We start from the raw sequence: 17,291 nt of genomic DNA on the forward strand, positions 1-17,291 counted from the left end.
CCGCGGACGGTGAGCATGAGGCATGACCAGCCCGTCGCGCCGATGGCTCGTCCGGGCCCTCGCGGTGGCGCTGGTGCTGGTCGGGATGGGGGTGGCGGCCGTGTGGGCGCTGCAGCGCCAGCTGATCTACTTCCCCGACGCGGAGCCGGTGCCCGCGGCGGCGGAGGCGGTCCCCGGCGCGCGCGACGTCACGCTGAGCACCGCGGACGGGCTCGAGCTGGGTGCGTGGTTCGTTCCGGCGGCCGAGACCGACACGGGTCTGGCGGTGCTCCTGGCTCCGGGCAACGGGGGCAACCGGCTGAGTCGCACGGGTCTCGCGGAGGAGCTGAGCCGGCGCGGTCTCGCGGTCCTGCTGATGGACTACTGCGGCTACGGCGGCAACCCGGGGCGCCCGAGCGAGGACGGGCTCGCGGCCGACGCGGACGCCGCCCTCGAGGCGCTGGCCGACCTCGGGTACCCGGCCGATCGCACGATCCTGTTCGGCGAGTCCCTCGGCTCGGGCGTGGTCGCCGCGCTGCAGGCGCGCACGACACCGGCGGGAATCGTGCTGCGCTCGCCGTTCACCGAGCTGGCCGACGTCGGTGCGCACCACTACCCGTGGCTGCCGGTGCGGATGCTGCTGCGCGACCGCTTCCCGGTCTCGGAGCACCTGGCCGCCAGCGACGTGCCCGTCACGGTGATCCACGGCCACCACGACACGGTCGTGCCGACCGAGCTCAGCGAGCGCGTCGCCGACGGTGCACCCTCGCTGTTCGAGCGGGTCGTGCTGACCGGCGACCACAACGACGCCGTGATGTTCGGCGCACCTGTCGCGGACGCTGTCCTGCGGCTCGCGCACCACGTTCGGTGAGGCGTCGACGTCGGGTCAGCCCCTCGGCCGCGTGATCATCCGTCCCTGAGGCGATTCGCGAGCAGCTCGACCCCGGGACCGTCGAGGTCGTCGAGGGCGACGCGGCGGCCGGAGAGGGCGAGCAGCAGCGACAGCGTCGGTCCTCGGACCTCGGGCCCGTCGCCCGCCGCCAGGTCGGCGTCCGTGGCAGTCATGCGGACGCCCGTGAGGTGCTCCTTGCCGCCGCCGAACGCCACGGTCGTGCGCTCCTGCAGACGGAACGCGCGCACGACCGCCTCCTGCGGGTAGGCGCGCACCAGTCCCAGAGGCCGGCGGATGTCCTCGCCATGGACGACCTCCTCGACGAGGCGGCTGTCGAGCGGCGCCGGCGGCGTGGAGGTCCGGTGCGCGACGTCGCGCAGGCGGCGCAGGGTCTCGTGAGGACTCGCGCCGCGATGGCGGCGGACGCCCCGCTCGTTCTGGCGATGGAAGTCGAACCGCGCCCGGACGAGTCCCGCGACGAAGCCCACCCGTGTCGTCGACGCGGTGTCGACCAGGTGCGCCGCGACGTCGTGCACGGTCCATCCGTCGCACAGCGAGGGCAGCTCCCACGAGGACTCCGGCAGCTGCCCGAGGTCGGCGACGAGCGCCTCGCGCTCGGCATGCACGAGCGGCCAGACGTCGGACATGACGCCCACCCTAGGAGGGATGTACGCCGCGCGCGCCCGGGCGTACATTCCGAGAATGAGCGCAGACGAGCTGCTCCCGCCGTTCCCCGACGACGCGTTCGAGCGCATCCTGTGCGTCGTGGCCCACCCGGATGACGTCGAGTACGGCACGTCCTCGGCCGTGGCGCGCTGGACGAGCGAGGGCGTCGACGTCGCCTACCTCCTGCTGACCCGTGGCGAGGCGGGCATGGACGCGCTGTCGCCGAAGGAGACCGCCGAGTTGCGTCGCGACGAGCAGATCGCCGCCTCCGAGGTCGTGGGCGTGTCGCAGGTCGACTTCCTGGACTACCCGGACGGGATCCTGGAGTACTCCCTGGCGATGCGCCGCGACATCGCGATGTCGATCCGCGGCTTCCGCCCGGACGCGGTGCTGGTGGGCTCGTGGGACGTCGAGTTCGTCGCGGGGCTGAACCAGGCCGATCACCGCGTCGCCGGTCTCGCGGCGATCGACGGCCTGCGCGACGCCGGCAACCGCTGGGTGTTCCCCGAGCTGCTCGCCGAGGGCCTCGAGCCGTGGTCGCCGCGCTGGCTGCTGGTCTCGGGCGACAACCGTCCCACCCACGGAGTCGACGTGACGGGCGAGCCGCTCGAGCGCGGCATCGCGTCGCTGGAGGCGCACGGCCAGTACCTCGCCGGGATCCCCGGCCACCCGCCGCCGCGCCCGATGATCACGGGCATCACGGCGATGCAGGGTCGCCGGATGGGCGTCGACCACGCGGTGCTGTTCCGTGCCTTCGACTTCCATGCGCCGCCGCCGATCGCTCGCGAGGCGATGGAGCTCGGCGGGGCCTGACCTGCGCCCCGTCACGCCGTGAGCAGGCCGATGCCGAGGGTCGTGAGGCTGACGGCCAGCAGCGCGGCACCGCCGAAGACGAGCGCGATCAGCGCGTTCGGCCGCGTGCGTCCCCGGCCCATCGAGGCGAAGAAGAAGCCGCCCGGCATGAGCAGGGCCGAGACCGCGACGCCGGTGCGGGCGAGCCACTCCCAGATCCCGGTGAGTGTGGTGGCGTCGACGAACGGCTGGCAGACCAGGGCGAGGACGAGCAGGACGCCGGCGTGGGCGTGACCGGCCCGGGCGAACTTCTCCTGGAAGGAAGTGACGTCCTCGCGGCCGGTGACGATGCGCACCATGTACAGGCCGCCGGTCTCCACCGTGACGAGCGCGAGGAAGAGGATGCCGGCGAGCTGCCGCGAGTCGTCGGAGAGCAGGGATTCCATGGGGGCTCCAATGTTCGGATAGTGGAACTATCCCATTTATTGGAGACCTGGACTATCCGATCTGTCAAGATGTCCCCATGCGCCTCGCCGAGCTCTCCGCCCGCAGCGGCCTGTCGACCGCGACGATCAAGTACTACCTGCGCGCCGGCCTGGTCCCTCCGGGCGAGACCGAGGGCGCCACGTGGGCCCGCTACGACGAGTCGCACCTGCGCCGGCTGCGGCTGGTCCGCGCCCTGACGGAGGTCGCCGGACTTGCCCTCGACGAGGTGCGGGCGGTCGTCGCGGCGCTCGACGCGTCGGTCTCCGAGCACGAGGCCCGCGGGATCGCCCAGTGGCCGCTCTCGACGCCCGTCGCCGAGAACCCCTCGGACGACTCGCGCGAGCAGGTCGACGCCCTCCTCGCGCGGCATGACTGGCACCTGGAGGCGCAGAGCCCTCACCGCCGCACGCTCGCCGCCGCCCTCGACACGCTGGAGCAGCTCGACTTCCCCGCTACGGACGAGGTCCTCGACGCCTACCTCCGGGCGGCCGAGTCCGTGGCCGCCGTCGACGTCCCGCGCGTCGTGGCCGAGGCCGACCCCATCGTCGCGGCCGAGCGGCTGGTGGTCGGCACGCTGCTCTACGAGCCCGTGCTCACCACGCTGCGACGCATGGCGCACGAGGTCGTCTCTGGCCGCGGCTAGTCCGGGACGGTGCAGTCCCGCGCGGTCACCTCCGGGTGTAACGGACCCACGGGGTGTACGCGCCGCTGGCCGGCAGGTGATCGACGAGCGGCGGGTCGTTGGGATGGAACGTGGTGCCCTCGTAGTAGCCGCTCTGCTGCGTGCGGACGTTCACACGGACCAGCTTCGGGTGGTACAGGCAGCCCTTCTTCGGGCGGATGTGGACGGTGATGACGCCCTTCTGGACGTCCCAGCTCTCGGCGACGGTCCTGCCGCACCGGCCCACCGACGGGTAGGTGCGCCAGCTCTTCTTGAACCGCTTCGAGCCGTGGCGCGCGGAGAACCCGCCGTCGCCCGGCATCCCGAAGGCCTCCGCGAACTCGGCGCCGCCACCCTTCTTGGTGTCGATGAGCATCCGGAAGTCGCCCAGGGGACTGGAGGTCACCCAGTCGACAGGGTCGATCGTGACCGTGATCCGCACGCCCTTGGCGTTGTTCGTGACCTTCACGCGGTGGATGTCGAGCAGGCTCGATCCGCCGCCGCGGGGGTCCCTCGTGGTCTTCGTCTGCGCCACGGCGGGCGCGGCGGTCGCGCTCAGCGCGAGGACGAGCAGCAGGATCCCCCAAGTGCGTCGCATCAGGCCACGGTAGACCTGCACGAACCCGCTCGCCAGCAGTTCCGTTGCGTCGGTACGGACGGATCTCTCACGGGGTCTCACGGATGCGGTCGACCACGAGGTTGGGCACGTGGGCGGCCTCATCGGGACCGCCACGCTCGGGGAAGTCGAACACCGCGAGCATGACCTGCATCGGGTAGCGCGGCGGGGTCGGGCAGGTGCGCAGGAGGCGACCGTCGACCGAGAAGCTGACCTCGTCGGGCGTCCATTCCAGGCCGTAGGTGTGGAAGCGGCTCACGTCGATCGGCACCCGTGAGGTGGCGAAGTCCTCGGGGGCTACCGGGTCGCGGAACGCGTGGAGTCCGGCGCCGACCTCAGCCGACTCGCCGGCGACGATCGTGTCGCCGAAGACCTCGAACACGCAGATCTCGGCGCACTCGCGCGGGTCGACCTCGCGGCCCACCAGCCAGCACGACGCCATCGACCGAGGGGAGAGGTCCATGCGCGCGGTGATCTCGAGTCCGGTCAGCCGCGGGGTCCAGCCCCAGTGCTCGGACTGCTTCTCGCGGACCCGGAGGCCGGGCCGGAAAGGCTGCTGACCCTGCGTGCTGCCGACCGGTCCGGAGTGGTTGCCGCTCTGCACGCCCGAGACCCGCAGCGGCGGCTCGTGGTCGTCCTCGCACCAGACGCCCTGGCCCGGGCCGATCCGCAGGGTCAGGCAGGAGTCGGCCACCGAGTAGTCCGCGGCGGTGGCGTCGAGCGAGCTCCAGGCCGGGAGGTAGTGCGGCAGCCACACCGAGCGGTCGAGGTCCGAGTCGTCGAAGTGGTCGTCGAAGCGCGTGGCCATGCCTCATGGTGCCCCGGGGACGCGCCGAGGGGGACGGATCCTGGTACCCAGATGTCGCCGGAGCGACCCGAAGGCAGGAAGGATCCGTCCCCCCGCAGGGCGGTGCGGCGTCAGTCCTCGGGCTTGTCGGCGAACGCCTTCTTCATGTCGTTGTACCAGCCGAGGGACTTCTTGGGGTGGCGCCAGCGACCCTTCATGGCGTCGCGCGCTGCCTGGTGGATGGCGTCGCCGGACTTCTCGGCGTCCTTGAGGTGCTTGTCCTGGGCCTGGATGACGTCGTCGGCCGTCTCGCCGCGGTGCTCGAGGTCGCAGGGGCCGCCGAGCTCGCGGCACGTCATGGTCTTCATGGTGTTCTCCTTCGAAGCGGTTCTTCTACTCGTCTGACGATCGGGAGGGCGCGAGTGTGACCATTCAGCGCGGATCGGCGCCGTCGCGGCGCACGACCTGCTCGAGCACCTCGGGTGCGGCGCGGAACGTGATGCCCCGCACGAGGCCGTCGGCCACGGTGAAGTCGAAGACGACCTTCGCGTCGCCGAGGTGGAACCAGGCGGTGCCGGGCCGGTCCTCGACGAACACGGGGAGCGCTGCCTGGGCGCTGCCGTTGAAGAACGCCGCCACGTCGCCGCGACCCTCGATCCGCTCGGGGGTGCCGACGAGGATCGCCGCGTCGTCCGCCGTGACGAGGGCGTCGGGAGCCAGCAGCTGCAGCAGCCGGTCGAACTCGCCGTTCTTCGCCGCCGCCATGAACGCGTCCACGACCTCCCAGTCGGCGAGGGCGTCCTCGGCCGCCGGCTGCCGGACCTTCGCGCGGGCCCGCGAGGCGAGCTTGCGCGCCGCGGCCGGCGTCGTGTCGAGCAGCTGCGCGATCGTGGGGAACTCGAAGCCGAACGAGTCGTGCAGCACGAACGCGACGCGCTCGCCCGGCGTCAGCCGGTCGAGAACGACGCTCAGCGCGATGCCGACCGTGTCGGCCAGCGCCACGTCGTCGGCGGGGTCGTCCACGGTCTCGCCGGGGTCGAGGTCGTCCACCGGCTGCGGCGTGCGGGACCGGAGCCGGTCGAGGCACAGCCGCGTGGTGACCGTGGTCAGCCAGGCCGGCAGGTTGTCGATCTCGGTCTCGGTCCCGTGCAGTCGCAGCCACGCCCGCTGCACGATGTCCTCCGCCTCGGCCGGGTCCCCGAGCACGCGGCTCGCGATCGACACGAGCCGCGGTCGCTCCGCCTCGAACTGCTCGTCCTGGTCCACGGTGATCACCCTTCCACGTTCGTCGGTCACTCCCTCGACGTTCGGCGCGGCCCGAGTGTGACAACCGGGGAATCGGTCATCCGCGCGGACCATGTGCGAGTGAGCCCGTTCGGGAGCACAGTGGGAGCAGGAGCTGATCACGATGACGAATCTCCTTCGCTGGGCCGTGGTGATCATCGTGACCGTGCACGGCCTGATCCATCTCCTGGGCGCCGCCGAGCGGTTCGGCTGGGCCGACGACCCGACCCTGGAGCCGTCGAACGGGCTCGGCCTGCTGTGGCTCGCCGCGGCGATCCTGCTGCTCGTCACCGCACTGTTCGCCGCCCTCGGGCGGGTGGTCGGCTGGTGGCTGCTCGCCGTGGTCGCGGCACTCGTCTCGCAGGCCGCGATCCTTACCTCGTGGGACGTGTCGAGCGGCGGGACGGTCGTGAACGTCTTCCTGCTGCTGGTCGCCGTCTACTCGTTCCTGCTGCGCGGGCCCTTCAGCCTGCACGCGCAGTGGCACCGACACGTCGACGACGCGCTCGAGGCGGTCGGGACGGACGCGCGGGTCGTGACAGAGGAGGACCTGCGCGACCTCCCGGCACGGATCGCGGCCTATGTCCGGGCGTCGGGCGCGGTCGGCCGGCCGCGGCCCACGAGCGTCCGCGCCGACTTCCACGGCCGGATCCGCAGTGGCCCCGACGCCGCGTGGATGTCGATCACGGGCAAGCAGGTCAACACGTTCGGCGCCGACCCGCGGCGGTTCTTCCTGCTGGAGACGAGCCGCGCCGGGCTGCCCGTGCTGGTGCTGCACGCGTACGCCGGCGCCACCGCCTCGATGTGCGCGAAGGTGCTCTCGGTGTCCACGGTCGTCGACGCGGCCGGACCCGAGATGGACCAGGGCGAGACCGTCACGGTCTTCAACGACCTCGTCGTGCTGGCCCCCGGGGCGATCGTCGGCGCGCCGATCGAGTGGACGGCGCTCGACGACCGGCAGGTCCGCGGCGTGTTCACGAACGGAGGCCGGAAGGTCGAGGCGACTCTCACCTTCGACGGCGACCGCCTCGTCAACTTCGTCTCGCACGACCGGTTCCGCGCCTCGGCCGACGGGAGGTCGTTCGACCGCCAGGCCTGGTCGACCCCGCTCGCGGGCCACACGGCGGCCGACGGGCGCCACGTCATCACCTCGGGGGTCGGCCGCTGGCAGGACCCGAAGGGCTGGTTCACCTACGTCGAGATCGAGTTCGACGACATCACGCACGACGTCGGCGAGATGCACCGCACCGGCGAGCCTCGGCTCCGCACGCGCGCGTCGACGCCTAGCGATGCGACTCGGTGAGGAACTCGCGGACCTCCTGGTCGCAGCGGCACGCGGCCGCGAACTCCGCGGCCCACTCCAGGGCCTCCTCGTAGGTGGGCACCTGGATCAGGGCGAACCCGGCGATCGCTCCGTTGACCCCGGGCTCGGGGCCGTCGATGATCTTGCGCTCGGGCGTGACGATGGTCGTCTCGTCGTGATGCCTCAGCCCCCCGCCCAGGATCCACACGCCCGCGTCCTTGGCCTCGGCGACCACCGCGTGGGCGGCGCGGACCACCTCCGGCAGCTCCTCCTCGGACACGTCCATCGCGCCTTCGGTGAACGAGATCAGATACTTCGTCATCTCACGCTTCCTTTCGGCAGCCTCGGGGGCCTTACTGGCCATTGTGGACCCGCGGCGGGCTTCCGGGGTGTCGGAAGCGTGTCGCGCGTGCGAGCCTGAGGAAAAGCCCGCAGGAGGATCCATGTCCCAGTACCGCGTCGGCTACTTCGTCGGCAGCCTCTCCTCGACCTCGCTCAACCGGGCGCTGAGCCGGGCGCTCATCCGGCTCGCGCCGGAGAGCCTGGAGTTCACCGAGCTGCCGATCGGCAACCTTCCGCTCTACAGTCCCGACTTCGACAGCGCGTACCCGCCGGAGCCCCAGGCGCTCAAGAACGCCATCGCCTCCTCGCATGCCGTGCTGTTCGTGTCGCCGGAGTACAACCGCTCGATCCCCGGCGCGCTCAAGAACGCCATCGACTGGGCCTCGCGGCCCTGGGGCCAGAACTCGTTCGACCACGTGCCGGCCGCGGTCATCGGCGCCTCGCCGGGCCAGATCGGCACGGCCGTGGGCCAGCAGAGCCTGCGCTCGGTGCTGAGCTTCTGCAACGCCCGTCAGATGACCGCGCCGGAGGCGTACATCACCGCTCCGCCGGGGCTCATCCAGGACGATGGCGAGGTGACGAGCGAGTCCACGGCGGCGTTCCTGAAGGACTTCATGCAGGAGTTCGCCGACCACGTCGCGCGCGTGCTGACGGTGCTGCCGCGCTCGTAGCGTCAGGCCAGCTGCAGCAGCCGCTCGATGGCCGGCACGGTGTGCGTCGCGATCCGCTCCCGCGCGTCGTCGAGAGCGGGTGAGGCGGGGTACCCGGCGGGGATCCGCGTCGGGTTCAGCGGCACGTCGTTCGCCCACGCCTTCACGTCGGGGGCGGAGGTCGCCGACGCGGCGGCGCGCGTGCCCAGGACGGTCATCCGCACCCACGCGGCGAGCGAGTCGCCGTACGGCGTGGGCGGGCACAGGCGGTTCTTCTCCGCGTCGTCGTCGCGGGTCGCCTCCACGTAGCCCGCGAGGGCGGCGCCGAAGCACGGGAAGCCGGCCCGGATGGGCTGGAGGGTGATCGCGCGCGGGCCCCAGATGGGCACGAGCGGCGGATACTTCAGGCCGTCCGCGGCGCAGTGCACGACGAGGGCGTCACGTTCCACCGCGACCGTGGCGTCGGCGAACCTCAGCTCGCCGGGCGCGACCGCCACGAGGTGACCGTGACGGACCACGTTCTCCACGGTGCGCAGCTGCTCGAGCTCCCACGTGGCCAGCGTCGGTGCCTTCGCCATCGTCGGCACTCTCGAGCGGTCGATCCGCAGCATGATGCCGTGATCCTCGAGCCTCAGGAAGAGGTCGTCGAGGGACTCGGCCACCCGTGCCGACTCCATCAGGTCGGCCACCATGCCCAGGAAGATCGCCGGGTCCGGCTGGATCACGGCACGGTTGAACATCCAGGGCTCGCGGGCACGCACCCACGTGATCCGGTCGGGATCGACGCCCTGCGCGAGCAGCCAGATGCAGGCATCCGTGGCGGTCTTGCCCGCTCCCACCACGACGAGCTCGTCGGGCACGTCCTCCAGGCGGGGGAGCGCGTTGACCGGCACGACTCGAACGCCGTCGAGGACCTCGAAGGGTGGTGGCGTCTCGGCGGGGATACTCGGCGCGAGGTAGCGGGCGTCGACGACCCGGCAGCCGCCCGGCACCTCGGTGCGTCGTCCCGAGACGCGCGAGACCACGGCGCCGTCGGCGTACTCGCTGCTGGTGATCAGCTCGACCCGTCCCGTCTCCAGCAGCCGGGCGAGGACCTGCTCGTAGTACCGGCAGATCTCGGTCCGTGTGGCGCGCTCCTGGAGGCCGGCCTCGGGTCCGTGCTGCTGCAGCTGCCCGCCGCCGAGCAGCGTCGACGCGACGCCGTAGAACGCGGAGGCCTGGTGCAGGTGGACGAACGGGTAGGCCTCGAGCCAGTGCCCGCCGACGCCGTGACGGCGGTCGACGAGGGCGACCCGGGCGTCGGCGTGGTCGACCAGGGCGTCGGTGAAGGCCATCCCCATGGCGCCGGCGCCCACCACGAGGTAGTCGGCCTCGAGCGTGCGAGCCACGCCTCCACGGTGCGCCTCGTCCGCGCCTCGGTCAATGGCCGCTCGGAGCGGGGTTCTTTCGCGTGATGCGGTAGTCGAGCGTGAGGAACGGGAAGCCGAAGACCCGGAAGGCGTGCTCGGCGCGCAGGGCGCCGTCCTCGACGAACACGTCGAGCTGCTCCTCGAAGCCCGGCACGGCGAGGGTGGTCAGCTCGTCCGCCTCGGTGTCGACGTAGGAGAGGTAGTGCCCGGCCTGGCCGTCCTCGACGCGGCTGCTCAGGGTGAGGCCGCCGTCGCGTCGCGCCCTCGGGCGCAGGGTGGCGGTGAAGCTGCCCTCCGGCAGGGGGAACCCCACGCTGACGTAGCCGCGACCGTCGTGGACGTAGGTCGTGTAGATCCCGAGCATGATCGGCCGGTCGTCATCGGCGAACGATCGGATCCAGCCGCGCACGGACACGGCGCCGTCGACGCCGCTGATCGTGTCGATCCGGCTGCGGACGCCGCGCTGCGCCTCGCGCTGGTTCATCGGCATGATCGCCTGGCCGAGCGGTTGCGCCACGGCGGACCGGTACAGGAGGTAGCCGGGCCGGACCCAGGCCCGCCACCGGGGCACGATGTCGAGCGCGAACTCCGTGGTGTGCTCGTAGAACTCGCGCACCAGCGGGTGGACGACGGCCGGGTCGAACCCGGGGCCGGCCAAGGTGTCGAGGCTCGCCACGATGCCGGTGTCGCGACGATCCGCGGTGTACGTCCCGCCGAGCTCCTCGGCCAGCTCGCGCACGTAGCCCGTGCCGATGTAGCGCGAGCGCGACCGGCGGGCGACCACGAACGGCAGGTCGGTGGTGCGCGCGCGCTCGGCCAGCAAGGTCACCTGCGCGTCGCGGAAGAGCAGATTGGCGAGGCAGCGCTGGGCGACGACGGCGGTCGTGGCGACCACGGCACCGGGCGACCCCGCACGCCTCAGGACCAGTCCGACGCCCGCGCCGACCACCGGACCCATGAGGACCTTCTGCGGTCGCACGCCGAGCGCGCCCACCGCGGCGCCCGCGGCCGTGCCGATCGCGCCGGGACCGGCACCGGCCCGCTCGGCCGCCCAGCCGAGCGGCGCGGCCAGCGCACCGCTCACGACGATGCGGTGCCAGAGCCCGGGGATCTCGTCGGGCTGCTGGCGCGCGCGGGCGACGGCCTCCGACGCGGCGAGCCCGGCGGCCCCGGCGAGGGCGGACAGCGCCACCGAGCGCGCCCCGCGGCGGGCCGACAGGGCGGCACCGGCGAGACCGCCGATCGCGGCCGCGAAGCCGAGGGAGGAGGGAGTCGCCACGCCCGCGAGCCTAGTGCCGGACGGACTCTCAGCGGACCGCCCGCAGCTGCGACGACGTGGCCAGGGGAGTCCCGTCGGGCGTCCAGATCGTGATGTTCTCGGTGAGCCAGCCGTCATCGCTGGCGTCCACGGTCACGGCGTCGACGAGCACCCACGAGAACTCCGCCGTGGCGACCTCGGGCGTGAACCGCACCGTCGTGCGCACGGTGGGCATCGTGCGCAGCTCGGTCATCACCGCCGAGAGCGACGGGGCGAGTGCGTCGGCCAGCACGAGGAGGCGCTCCCACGGGTCCGCGACCTCCTCCGCGAGCCGGATCCACGCGCGCAGATTCGGCTCGGGCGAGGCCGAGAACGGCAGTGGATCGGTGGCCGGACGGATCTCGATGCGCGTGCTGATCGGCACGAACTCGGGGGGTACGACGAACGGGCGCGCGGTGGCCAGTGGGTGGTCGACCTCGGGTGCCTGCACGCGGGTCGTGGGCACGCCGGGGCGGTGCGTCGAGCCCAGCACGGCGGTGGCCACGGCGGCCGTGCGCGCGCCGGAGGAGGCCGTGGCCGACACGACGGTCACGGCGCGGCCGCGGTGCGTCACCTCGGCTGCCACGCCGAGGCGCGTGTCGACGGGACGGACGAGGTGCGCGGTCAGCTCGACCGGGACGAGGCCCGGACCGGCGACGGCACGCATCTCGCGCAGCGCGATGGCGGCGACGATGCCGCCCTGGAGTCCGCCGAACCCGTGGAACGGCCGCAGGTCGAGGTCGTCCCCCGAGAGCACGTCGGCGATGCCGGGCGAGGTCGTGATGGTCATCGGGGCTCCCTTGCCATCACGGTGACGGAGGACGCGAGCGCGAAGACCGCCGTCGTCCACCACGCGGCCTCGAACGCCTCCGCGCCGGGGGACTGCGCCCCGAGGACGGCGACCAGCACCGCCACGCCGACGGCGATGCCGACCTGTCGGGCGGTCTGCAGGACGGCCGAGCCGGTGCCACGACGGTCGGGCGGCAGCTCGCTGGTCCCGAGCGCCATCGAGGGCGGGACGACGAGGCCGACGCCGACGCCGGTCAGCAGCATGCCGGGCAGGACGGTCGCGGCGTACGAGGTGGAGGCGCCGGCGAGGACCGCCCACGACGCCACGCCTGCCGCGAAGACCGCCCCGCCGAGCGCGATGACGGCGCGCGGGCCGATCGCCGCCACGAGCCGGCCCCCGTACACCGCGACGAACGGCACGAGCAGCGGTCCCGGCGCGATCGCGAGGCCGGCCTCGAGTGCCGAGAGCTCCCAGACCTCCTGCAGCCACAGCACGATCGACAGCAGCATCGCGCCGAACGCGACGTGGAACGTGAGCAGGGTGAGGCTCGTCGACGCGAAGTGCGGCGCCCGCAGGACGTCGAGGCTGACGAGCGGGTCGGCCGCGCGGGTCACCGCGGCCACGTTGAGGGCGAGCCCGACGACCGTGACGGCGGCGAACGCCAGGGTGCGGCCTGACGTCCAGCCCCACTCCGGCCCGTTGACCAGGACGAGGACGAGCGCCGCGACGGTGACGGTCAGGAGCAGCGCGCCGACGAGTCCGGGCGCCCGGCCCCGGTCGCCCGGTGCGTCGGGCAGCACACGCCAGCCGACGAACGCCGCCACGAGGCCGGTGGGGATGTTGACGAGGAAGACCCACCGCCAGTCGGCGTGCACCAGGACGCCACCGACGACGGGTCCGAGGGCGGCGCCGATGCCGCCGAGTCCGGCCCACAGTCGCACGGCGCCCTGGCGGCCCTCGGGCGGGAAGGCGGTGAGGACGAGCCCCAGCGACGAGGGGATCATCAGTGCCGCGCCGGCCGCCTGGACGACGCGGAAGGCGACGAGTCCGGCGAGGCCGGGGGCGAAGGCGCAGGCCGCGGAGGCGGCCGTGAACAGCAGCAGCCCACCGAGGAAGCCGCGCTTGGCGCCGATGCGGTCGCTGATCCGCCCGGCCGGCACCAGCAGCGCGGCGAAGGTGATCGCGTACGCGTTGAGGATCCACGACAGGTCGGCGAGGTCGCTCACGCCGAGCGCGACCGCGATGTCCCCGAGGGCGACGTTGACGATGAACAGGTCGAAGCCGGAGAGGAGGACGCCGACCGCGACGACCGCCATGACGAGGCGGGTCGAGGTGGGACGTTCTGTCAGTTGCGTCACGAAACGCACACTAGACCTAGTGCGTTGCATGGTGCAACTGACTACGCTGGGGGCATGCGCCGCAGCAGCTTCTCCGACATGAACTGTTCGATCGCCCAGAGCCTCGAGGTGATCGGCGAGTGGTGGACGCCTCTGATCCTGCGCGACGCCCTCATGGGTGTGACCCGCTTCGAGCAGTTCCAGTCGCGCCTCGGGATCGCGCGCAACGTCCTGTCGGCCCGCCTGCAGACCCTCGTCGAGCACGGCGTGCTGGAGGAGGTCGAGTACTCGCAGCGGCCGCCCCGCTCGGAGTACGTGCTGACCCCGAAGGGCCGCGAGCTGTGGACCGCCCTCACGATGCTGCGCCAGTGGGGCGACAAGTGGCTCGCGCCCGACGGTGCTCCGGTGGAGCTCGTGCACACCTCTTGCGAGCACGTCGCGCACGCCGAGCTGACCTGCTCGCACTGCGGCGAGCGCCTGCGCGGGCGTGACCTCGAGCTGCGTCACGGGCCCGGCGCCCCCGGCGGCGGACTCCTCCCCGAGCCTCGAGTCGACAGCGGGGTCCCACGGGGCTAGACCTGAGGGATGGAACCAGGCACTCGCGCGGGCGCGAAGCTCGCCGGCATGGCAGCCGCGGCGCTCGGAGGCGTCGTCGCCTACGACCTCACGCAGAAGAAGCACGCGATCCTGCGGAACTTCCCGGTCATCGGCCACTTCCGCTACTGGGTCGAGACGGTCGGTCCCGAGCTGCGCCAGTACATCGTCACGAGCAACGACGAGGAGCGCCCGTTCTCGCGCGACCAGCGGCGCTGGGTCTACGCCAGCGCGAAGGGCGAGAACAACTACTTCGGGTTCGGCACGGACAACGACGTGGAGCGCGTGGTCGGCTACCCGATCATCAAGCACCGCACGTTCACCGGCCCCGGGGCGACCACCGCCCCGCACGGCGGCGAGGGGATGCCGCTGCCCTCGGCGAAGGTGCTCGGAGGTCCGCGCGGACGGCGCCACGCGTTCCGTCCGGCGTCGGTCGTGAACATCTCGGGCATGAGCTTCGGGGCGCTGTCCGCGCCGGCCATCACGGCGCTCAACGCGGGCGCCGCGATCGCCGACTGCCTGCAGAACACGGGGGAGGGCTCGATCGCGCCGGCCCACCGGCAGGGCGGCGACCTGGTATTCCAGATCGGCACCGCCTACTTCGGCTGCCGCGACGAGCAGGGCCGCTTCGACCTCGGACGCCTCGTCGACCTCGTGCAGTCCGCGCCCGTGCGCGCCATCGAGATCAAGCTGTCGCAGGGCGCGAAGCCCGGCCTCGGCGGCATGCTGCCGGCGGCGAAGGTCGACCGCACGATCGCCGGCATCCGCGGCATCCCCGAGGGCGTCGACTGCGCCTCGCCCAGCCGCCACACCGCCTTCGACGACGTCGACTCGATGCTGGACTTCGTCGAGACCGTCGCCGAGGCCACCGGGCTGCCGGTCGGCATCAAGTCCGCCGTCGGCAACATGACGTTCTGGGACGAGCTCGTCGAGCGGATGGAGCCGCGGCAGCGCGGCGTCGACTTCGTGAACGTCGACGGCGGCGAGGGCGGCACGGGCGCGGCGCCGATGATCTTCGCCGACTCGGTGGCCTACCCGTTCCGCATCGCGTTCACCGAGGTCTACAAGCGCTTCGCCGAGGCCGGGCTGACCGATGACCTCACGTTCATCGGCGCCGGGAAGCTGGGCCTCACCGAGAACGCGCTGGTCGCGTTCGCGCTCGGCGCGGACATGGTCAACGTCGGCCGTGAGGCCATGCTCTCCATCGGCTGCATCCAGGCGCAGAAGTGCCACACCGACCACTGCCCGGTGGGCGTCGCGACGCAGAATCCGCGGTACACGCGCGGCCTCGACCCCACCCTGAAGAAGGAGCGGCTGGCGAGCTACGTCCTGTCGCTGCGCCGCGACCTGCTGAAGGTCTCCGAGGCGGTCGGCGTCGTGCACCCCGGCCTCATGAACGCCGACGACATCGACATCCTCGACGGGCAGCGCTCGGCCGAGTCCCTGCGCGCGCTCTACGGCTACGAGCCCGGCTGGGGCGAGCTGGGCCAGGGCCTCCAGGACGAGCTGCTCGACGTCATGGCGTCGCTCGGCGAGGGACAGCACGACGACGAGGACGGGAAGCGCTGAGCGCCGCCGTCCGGGCCGCGGTTAGAAGGTGCGCGTGTTCGACGACGAGTCAGGATCGGCGTTGCCCTTGCCCGAGACGGTGACGGTCCCCGACGGCGACACGGCCATCAGCGCCAGCTGCAGTGGCGTCACGTCCTGGCCGGGCTGGTAGGCGTACTGGCAGCGCACCTGGAGGAAGAAGTACGGGTTGCCGCTCGAGTCGCCGGCCTCGATCGGCCCGCAGTCCCACCCGGGGGAGCGCCGCGCGACGAATCCCGTGACCTGGTTCATGGTGATGTCGACCGCGAGGGTGAACGGCGCCGCGGCGGCGCCCTCCGTCGCGAGGATCGGCACGGTCAGCTCCCAGGACGTCTCGTCGCCGGTCTGGACGAGCGTCGGGTCGCCGACGCCGAGGTCCACCGGCTCCGGCTGAGGCTCCGGCGTCGGCTCGGGAGTCGGTTCCGGGGTCGGCTCGGGAGTGGGCTCCGGGGTCGGCTCGGGAGTGGGCCCTGGGGTGGGCGTGGGTGTCGGGGTCGGCGTCGGATCCGGGTCGGTGACGGGCTCCGGGTCGGGCGTTGGCGTGGGCGCCGGCGGAGGGTCGTCGACCGGCGTCACGTCCGTGGGCGCCGGGTCGGTGGGCGCATCGGTCACGATCAGGGGCGAGGACAGCAGCGTCGCCGCGTCGTCGGGCGCGGGAGTCTCCGCCGGCAGGGGGTCGGCCTCCACGGCGGGCGCGAGCAGGGGAGCGGCCACGTCGACGGGCAGCTCCGCACGGTCGTTCGCGAGGTGGACCACCCCCGCGGCCACGGCGGCGACGACTCCCACGGCCACGGCGATCGCGGGCACGGCCGCGAGGACGCCTCCGGAGGCCGCGGCCGAACCCGCCGCGCCGGCCGAGCCGGCGCCACCGGACGCCCCGCCACCGCCCGAGCCCGACGAACCCGAGCCGTGGGGGGTGACGACACCTGTCGCCGGGGCCGACCACGGGAACGCGCCGGCGGACACGCCGCCCGCGAGCACGAGCGGCCAGACGACGGCGCCCAGCTTCGTGTTGAGGCGGTGCAGGTCGTCGTAGAGGGCGGAGCAGTCGGCGCACTCGCTCAGGTGCTGGTGGACCTTGGCGGTGAGGCGCGAGGTGAGGCTGCCGCGGGCGAGCCGGCTGAGCCGGGCCCGCGTCCACTCGCAGCGGTCGTCGTCGGCGGGGGGCACGTGCTGGTCGAGGTAGGCCACGCGCAGGCCCTCGCGGGCCCGGTAGACCGTGCTGGACACGGTGGTGACGGGCACCTCGAGCTCGCGCGCGACCTCGGCCGGCTTGCTGCCCTGGACGTCGAGGCGCCACAGCAGCTTCTGCCAGGTCTCGGGCAGCGAGCGCAGGGCGCGGGCGGCGCGGTCGGCATCGACCTCGGCCTCGAAGGGCCCGGGCTCCGTCTCGTCCACGGAGTCCAGCAGCCACGGCTTGTCGGACGCGGCCTGCTCGCGGCCGGCCCGGCGACGGCGCTCGAGGTTGAGGTTGCGGATGACGGTGTGCAGGTAGGCGCGGAACCCGCTGGTGGGGCCGCCGCCGTCGGCGATCCGGGTGACCACGCGGGCGAAGGCCTCGGCGGCGAGGTCGTCGGCGTCGGTGTCGGGGCTGACGATGCGGGCGACGCGCAGGGCGTCGGGGTGGTGGCGTGCGTAGAGCTCCGCCATCGACTGATCGTCGCCGGACCGCACCCCTGCCACCAGCTCGGCGTCAGGGATCGCGGCGTGCGTCTCCAGTTCCGTCATCGCCTCGTGAGCGGGTCCCGTCGACCCCGCTCTCCTCCCGTTCGCGCGTCACGTTACTTCACCATGCGGAACAAAGGTCTCGTTTCGCCCC

General features: G+C 72.7%; 19 protein-coding genes. 7 read left to right on the forward strand and 12 right to left on the reverse strand.

The genetic code is table 11. The annotated features are described in order from the left end of the window. Nucleotides 1–22: 22 nt before the first annotated feature. Entirely contained in the window at nt 23–850 is an 828-nt protein-coding gene (locus tag BJ975_RS03405) for an alpha/beta hydrolase (RefSeq protein WP_179423651.1), read from the forward strand. Nucleotides 851–885: 35 nt separating this feature from the next. Here the strand turns inward: BJ975_RS03405 and BJ975_RS03410 are convergent, their stop codons facing one another. Continuing rightward, entirely contained in the window at nt 886–1,518 is a 633-nt protein-coding gene (locus BJ975_RS03410; protein ID WP_179423653.1) for a maleylpyruvate isomerase family mycothiol-dependent enzyme, read from the reverse strand. 55 nt (nt 1,519–1,573) lie between these two features. On the opposite strand from BJ975_RS03410, the gene BJ975_RS03415 reads away from it, so the two are divergent. Then, nucleotides 1,574–2,350 carry a PIG-L deacetylase family protein gene (locus tag BJ975_RS03415; RefSeq protein WP_179423655.1) on the forward strand — a complete coding sequence of 259 codons (777 nt, stop codon included), beginning with the start codon at nt 1,574–1,576 and terminating at the stop codon, nt 2,348–2,350. An 11-nt stretch (nt 2,351–2,361) separates the two neighbouring features. Here the strand turns inward: BJ975_RS03415 and BJ975_RS03420 are convergent, their stop codons facing one another. Then, nucleotides 2,362–2,775, reverse strand: a complete 414-nt coding sequence (locus tag BJ975_RS03420) for a hypothetical protein (protein WP_179423657.1) — start codon at nt 2,773–2,775, stop codon at nt 2,362–2,364. A 77-nt stretch (nt 2,776–2,852) separates the two neighbouring features. On the opposite strand from BJ975_RS03420, the gene BJ975_RS03425 reads away from it, so the two are divergent. Then, nucleotides 2,853–3,458 (forward strand): MerR family transcriptional regulator, encoded by a 606-nt coding sequence (locus BJ975_RS03425; protein ID WP_179423659.1) that lies wholly within the window; start codon nt 2,853–2,855, stop codon nt 3,456–3,458. A 25-nt stretch (nt 3,459–3,483) separates the two neighbouring features. Here the strand turns inward: BJ975_RS03425 and BJ975_RS03430 are convergent, their stop codons facing one another. The 4 genes from BJ975_RS03430 to BJ975_RS03445 form a co-directional block, all read right to left on the reverse strand. Next, entirely contained in the window at nt 3,484–4,074 is a 591-nt protein-coding gene (locus BJ975_RS03430) for a hypothetical protein (RefSeq protein WP_179423661.1), read from the reverse strand. Between the two features lie 67 nt (nt 4,075–4,141). Then, a complete protein-coding gene (locus BJ975_RS03435; protein ID WP_179423663.1) occupies nt 4,142–4,900 on the reverse strand; it encodes a glycoside hydrolase family 16 protein in 759 nt (252 codons plus the stop codon). Between the two features lie 110 nt (nt 4,901–5,010). After that, nucleotides 5,011–5,247: a DUF1059 domain-containing protein gene (locus BJ975_RS03440; RefSeq protein ID WP_179423665.1), complete on the reverse strand. Its 237-nt coding sequence runs from the start codon at nt 5,245–5,247 to the stop codon at nt 5,011–5,013. Nucleotides 5,248–5,311: 64 nt separating this feature from the next. Next, nucleotides 5,312–6,154, reverse strand: a complete 843-nt coding sequence (locus BJ975_RS03445; RefSeq protein WP_317628213.1) for a sigma-70 family RNA polymerase sigma factor — start codon at nt 6,152–6,154, stop codon at nt 5,312–5,314. Between the two features lie 133 nt (nt 6,155–6,287). On the opposite strand from BJ975_RS03445, the gene BJ975_RS03450 reads away from it, so the two are divergent. Beyond that, nucleotides 6,288–7,466 (forward strand): DUF6544 family protein, encoded by a 1,179-nt coding sequence (locus BJ975_RS03450; protein ID WP_179423667.1) that lies wholly within the window; start codon nt 6,288–6,290, stop codon nt 7,464–7,466. Here the strand turns inward: BJ975_RS03450 and BJ975_RS03455 are convergent. Then, nucleotides 7,447–7,788, reverse strand: coding sequence for a YciI family protein (locus BJ975_RS03455; RefSeq protein WP_179423669.1), 342 nt, complete (start codon nt 7,786–7,788; stop codon nt 7,447–7,449). The genes BJ975_RS03450 and BJ975_RS03455 overlap by 20 nt on opposite strands. Before the next feature lie 121 nt (nt 7,789–7,909). Here BJ975_RS03455 and BJ975_RS03460 point away from each other — a divergent pair, with 121 nt between their 5' ends. After that, complete coding sequence (locus BJ975_RS03460; protein ID WP_179423671.1) at nt 7,910–8,479, forward strand: NADPH-dependent FMN reductase; 570 nt, start codon at nt 7,910–7,912, stop codon at nt 8,477–8,479. A 2-nt stretch (nt 8,480–8,481) separates the two neighbouring features. Here the strand turns inward: BJ975_RS03460 and BJ975_RS03465 are convergent, their stop codons facing one another. The 4 genes from BJ975_RS03465 to BJ975_RS03480 are packed head-to-tail and all read right to left on the reverse strand — an operon-like array spanning nt 8,482 to nt 13,312. Next, nucleotides 8,482–9,846: an NAD(P)-binding protein gene (locus tag BJ975_RS03465; protein WP_179423673.1), complete on the reverse strand. Its 1,365-nt coding sequence runs from the start codon at nt 9,844–9,846 to the stop codon at nt 8,482–8,484. Between the two features lie 31 nt (nt 9,847–9,877). Further along, complete coding sequence (locus BJ975_RS03470) at nt 9,878–11,146, reverse strand: hypothetical protein (protein ID WP_179423675.1); 1,269 nt, start codon at nt 11,144–11,146, stop codon at nt 9,878–9,880. 28 nt (nt 11,147–11,174) lie between these two features. Beyond that, nucleotides 11,175–11,954: an acyl-CoA thioesterase gene (locus BJ975_RS03475; protein ID WP_179423677.1), complete on the reverse strand. Its 780-nt coding sequence runs from the start codon at nt 11,952–11,954 to the stop codon at nt 11,175–11,177. Further along, entirely contained in the window at nt 11,951–13,312 is a 1,362-nt protein-coding gene (locus BJ975_RS03480; protein WP_218845723.1) for an MFS transporter, read from the reverse strand. The genes BJ975_RS03475 and BJ975_RS03480 overlap by 4 nt, the downstream gene beginning before the upstream one ends. A 54-nt stretch (nt 13,313–13,366) precedes the next feature. Here BJ975_RS03480 and BJ975_RS03485 point away from each other — a divergent pair, with 54 nt between their 5' ends. Beyond that, the gene (locus BJ975_RS03485; RefSeq protein ID WP_179423681.1) at nt 13,367–13,867 is read left to right on the forward strand and encodes a winged helix-turn-helix transcriptional regulator; all 501 of its coding nucleotides are present in this window, start codon (nt 13,367–13,369) and stop codon (nt 13,865–13,867) included. A 9-nt stretch (nt 13,868–13,876) separates the two neighbouring features. Then, nucleotides 13,877–15,454: an FMN-binding glutamate synthase family protein gene (locus tag BJ975_RS03490; RefSeq protein WP_179423683.1), complete on the forward strand. Its 1,578-nt coding sequence runs from the start codon at nt 13,877–13,879 to the stop codon at nt 15,452–15,454. Between the two features lie 21 nt (nt 15,455–15,475). Here the strand turns inward: BJ975_RS03490 and BJ975_RS03495 are convergent, their stop codons facing one another. Continuing rightward, on the reverse strand, nt 15,476–17,200 hold the full coding sequence (locus tag BJ975_RS03495) for a sigma-70 family RNA polymerase sigma factor (protein WP_179423685.1): 1,725 nt from the start codon (nt 17,198–17,200) through the stop codon (nt 15,476–15,478). Nucleotides 17,201–17,291: the final 91 nt, after the last annotated feature.

Origin of the sequence: Aeromicrobium tamlense, assembly GCF_013408555.1 — a bacterium.
GTDB lineage: Bacteria > Actinomycetota > Actinomycetes > Propionibacteriales > Nocardioidaceae > Aeromicrobium > Aeromicrobium tamlense.

Bases quoted from the DNA above. Each gene is read 5' to 3' on its own strand.
- BJ975_RS03405 (WP_179423651.1), top strand. From the start codon at position 23: ATGACCAGCCCGTCGCGCCGATGGCTCGTCCGGGCCCTCGCGGTGGCG.
- BJ975_RS03410 (WP_179423653.1), bottom strand. From the start codon at position 1,518: ATGTCCGACGTCTGGCCGCTCGTGCATGCCGAGCGCGAGGCGCTCGTC.
- BJ975_RS03415 (WP_179423655.1), top strand. From the start codon at position 1,574: ATGAGCGCAGACGAGCTGCTCCCGCCGTTCCCCGACGACGCGTTCGAG.
- BJ975_RS03420 (WP_179423657.1), bottom strand. From the start codon at position 2,775: ATGGAATCCCTGCTCTCCGACGACTCGCGGCAGCTCGCCGGCATCCTC.
- BJ975_RS03425 (WP_179423659.1), top strand. From the start codon at position 2,853: ATGCGCCTCGCCGAGCTCTCCGCCCGCAGCGGCCTGTCGACCGCGACG.
- BJ975_RS03430 (WP_179423661.1), bottom strand. From the start codon at position 4,074: ATGCGACGCACTTGGGGGATCCTGCTGCTCGTCCTCGCGCTGAGCGCG.
- BJ975_RS03435 (WP_179423663.1), bottom strand. From the start codon at position 4,900: ATGGCCACGCGCTTCGACGACCACTTCGACGACTCGGACCTCGACCGC.
- BJ975_RS03440 (WP_179423665.1), bottom strand. From the start codon at position 5,247: ATGAAGACCATGACGTGCCGCGAGCTCGGCGGCCCCTGCGACCTCGAG.
- BJ975_RS03450 (WP_179423667.1), top strand. From the start codon at position 6,288: ATGACGAATCTCCTTCGCTGGGCCGTGGTGATCATCGTGACCGTGCAC.
- BJ975_RS03455 (WP_179423669.1), bottom strand. From the start codon at position 7,788: ATGACGAAGTATCTGATCTCGTTCACCGAAGGCGCGATGGACGTGTCC.
- BJ975_RS03460 (WP_179423671.1), top strand. From the start codon at position 7,910: ATGTCCCAGTACCGCGTCGGCTACTTCGTCGGCAGCCTCTCCTCGACC.
- BJ975_RS03475 (WP_179423677.1), bottom strand. From the start codon at position 11,954: ATGACCATCACGACCTCGCCCGGCATCGCCGACGTGCTCTCGGGGGAC.
- BJ975_RS03485 (WP_179423681.1), top strand. From the start codon at position 13,367: ATGCGCCGCAGCAGCTTCTCCGACATGAACTGTTCGATCGCCCAGAGC.
- BJ975_RS03490 (WP_179423683.1), top strand. From the start codon at position 13,877: ATGGAACCAGGCACTCGCGCGGGCGCGAAGCTCGCCGGCATGGCAGCC.
- BJ975_RS03495 (WP_179423685.1), bottom strand. From the start codon at position 17,200: ATGACGGAACTGGAGACGCACGCCGCGATCCCTGACGCCGAGCTGGTG.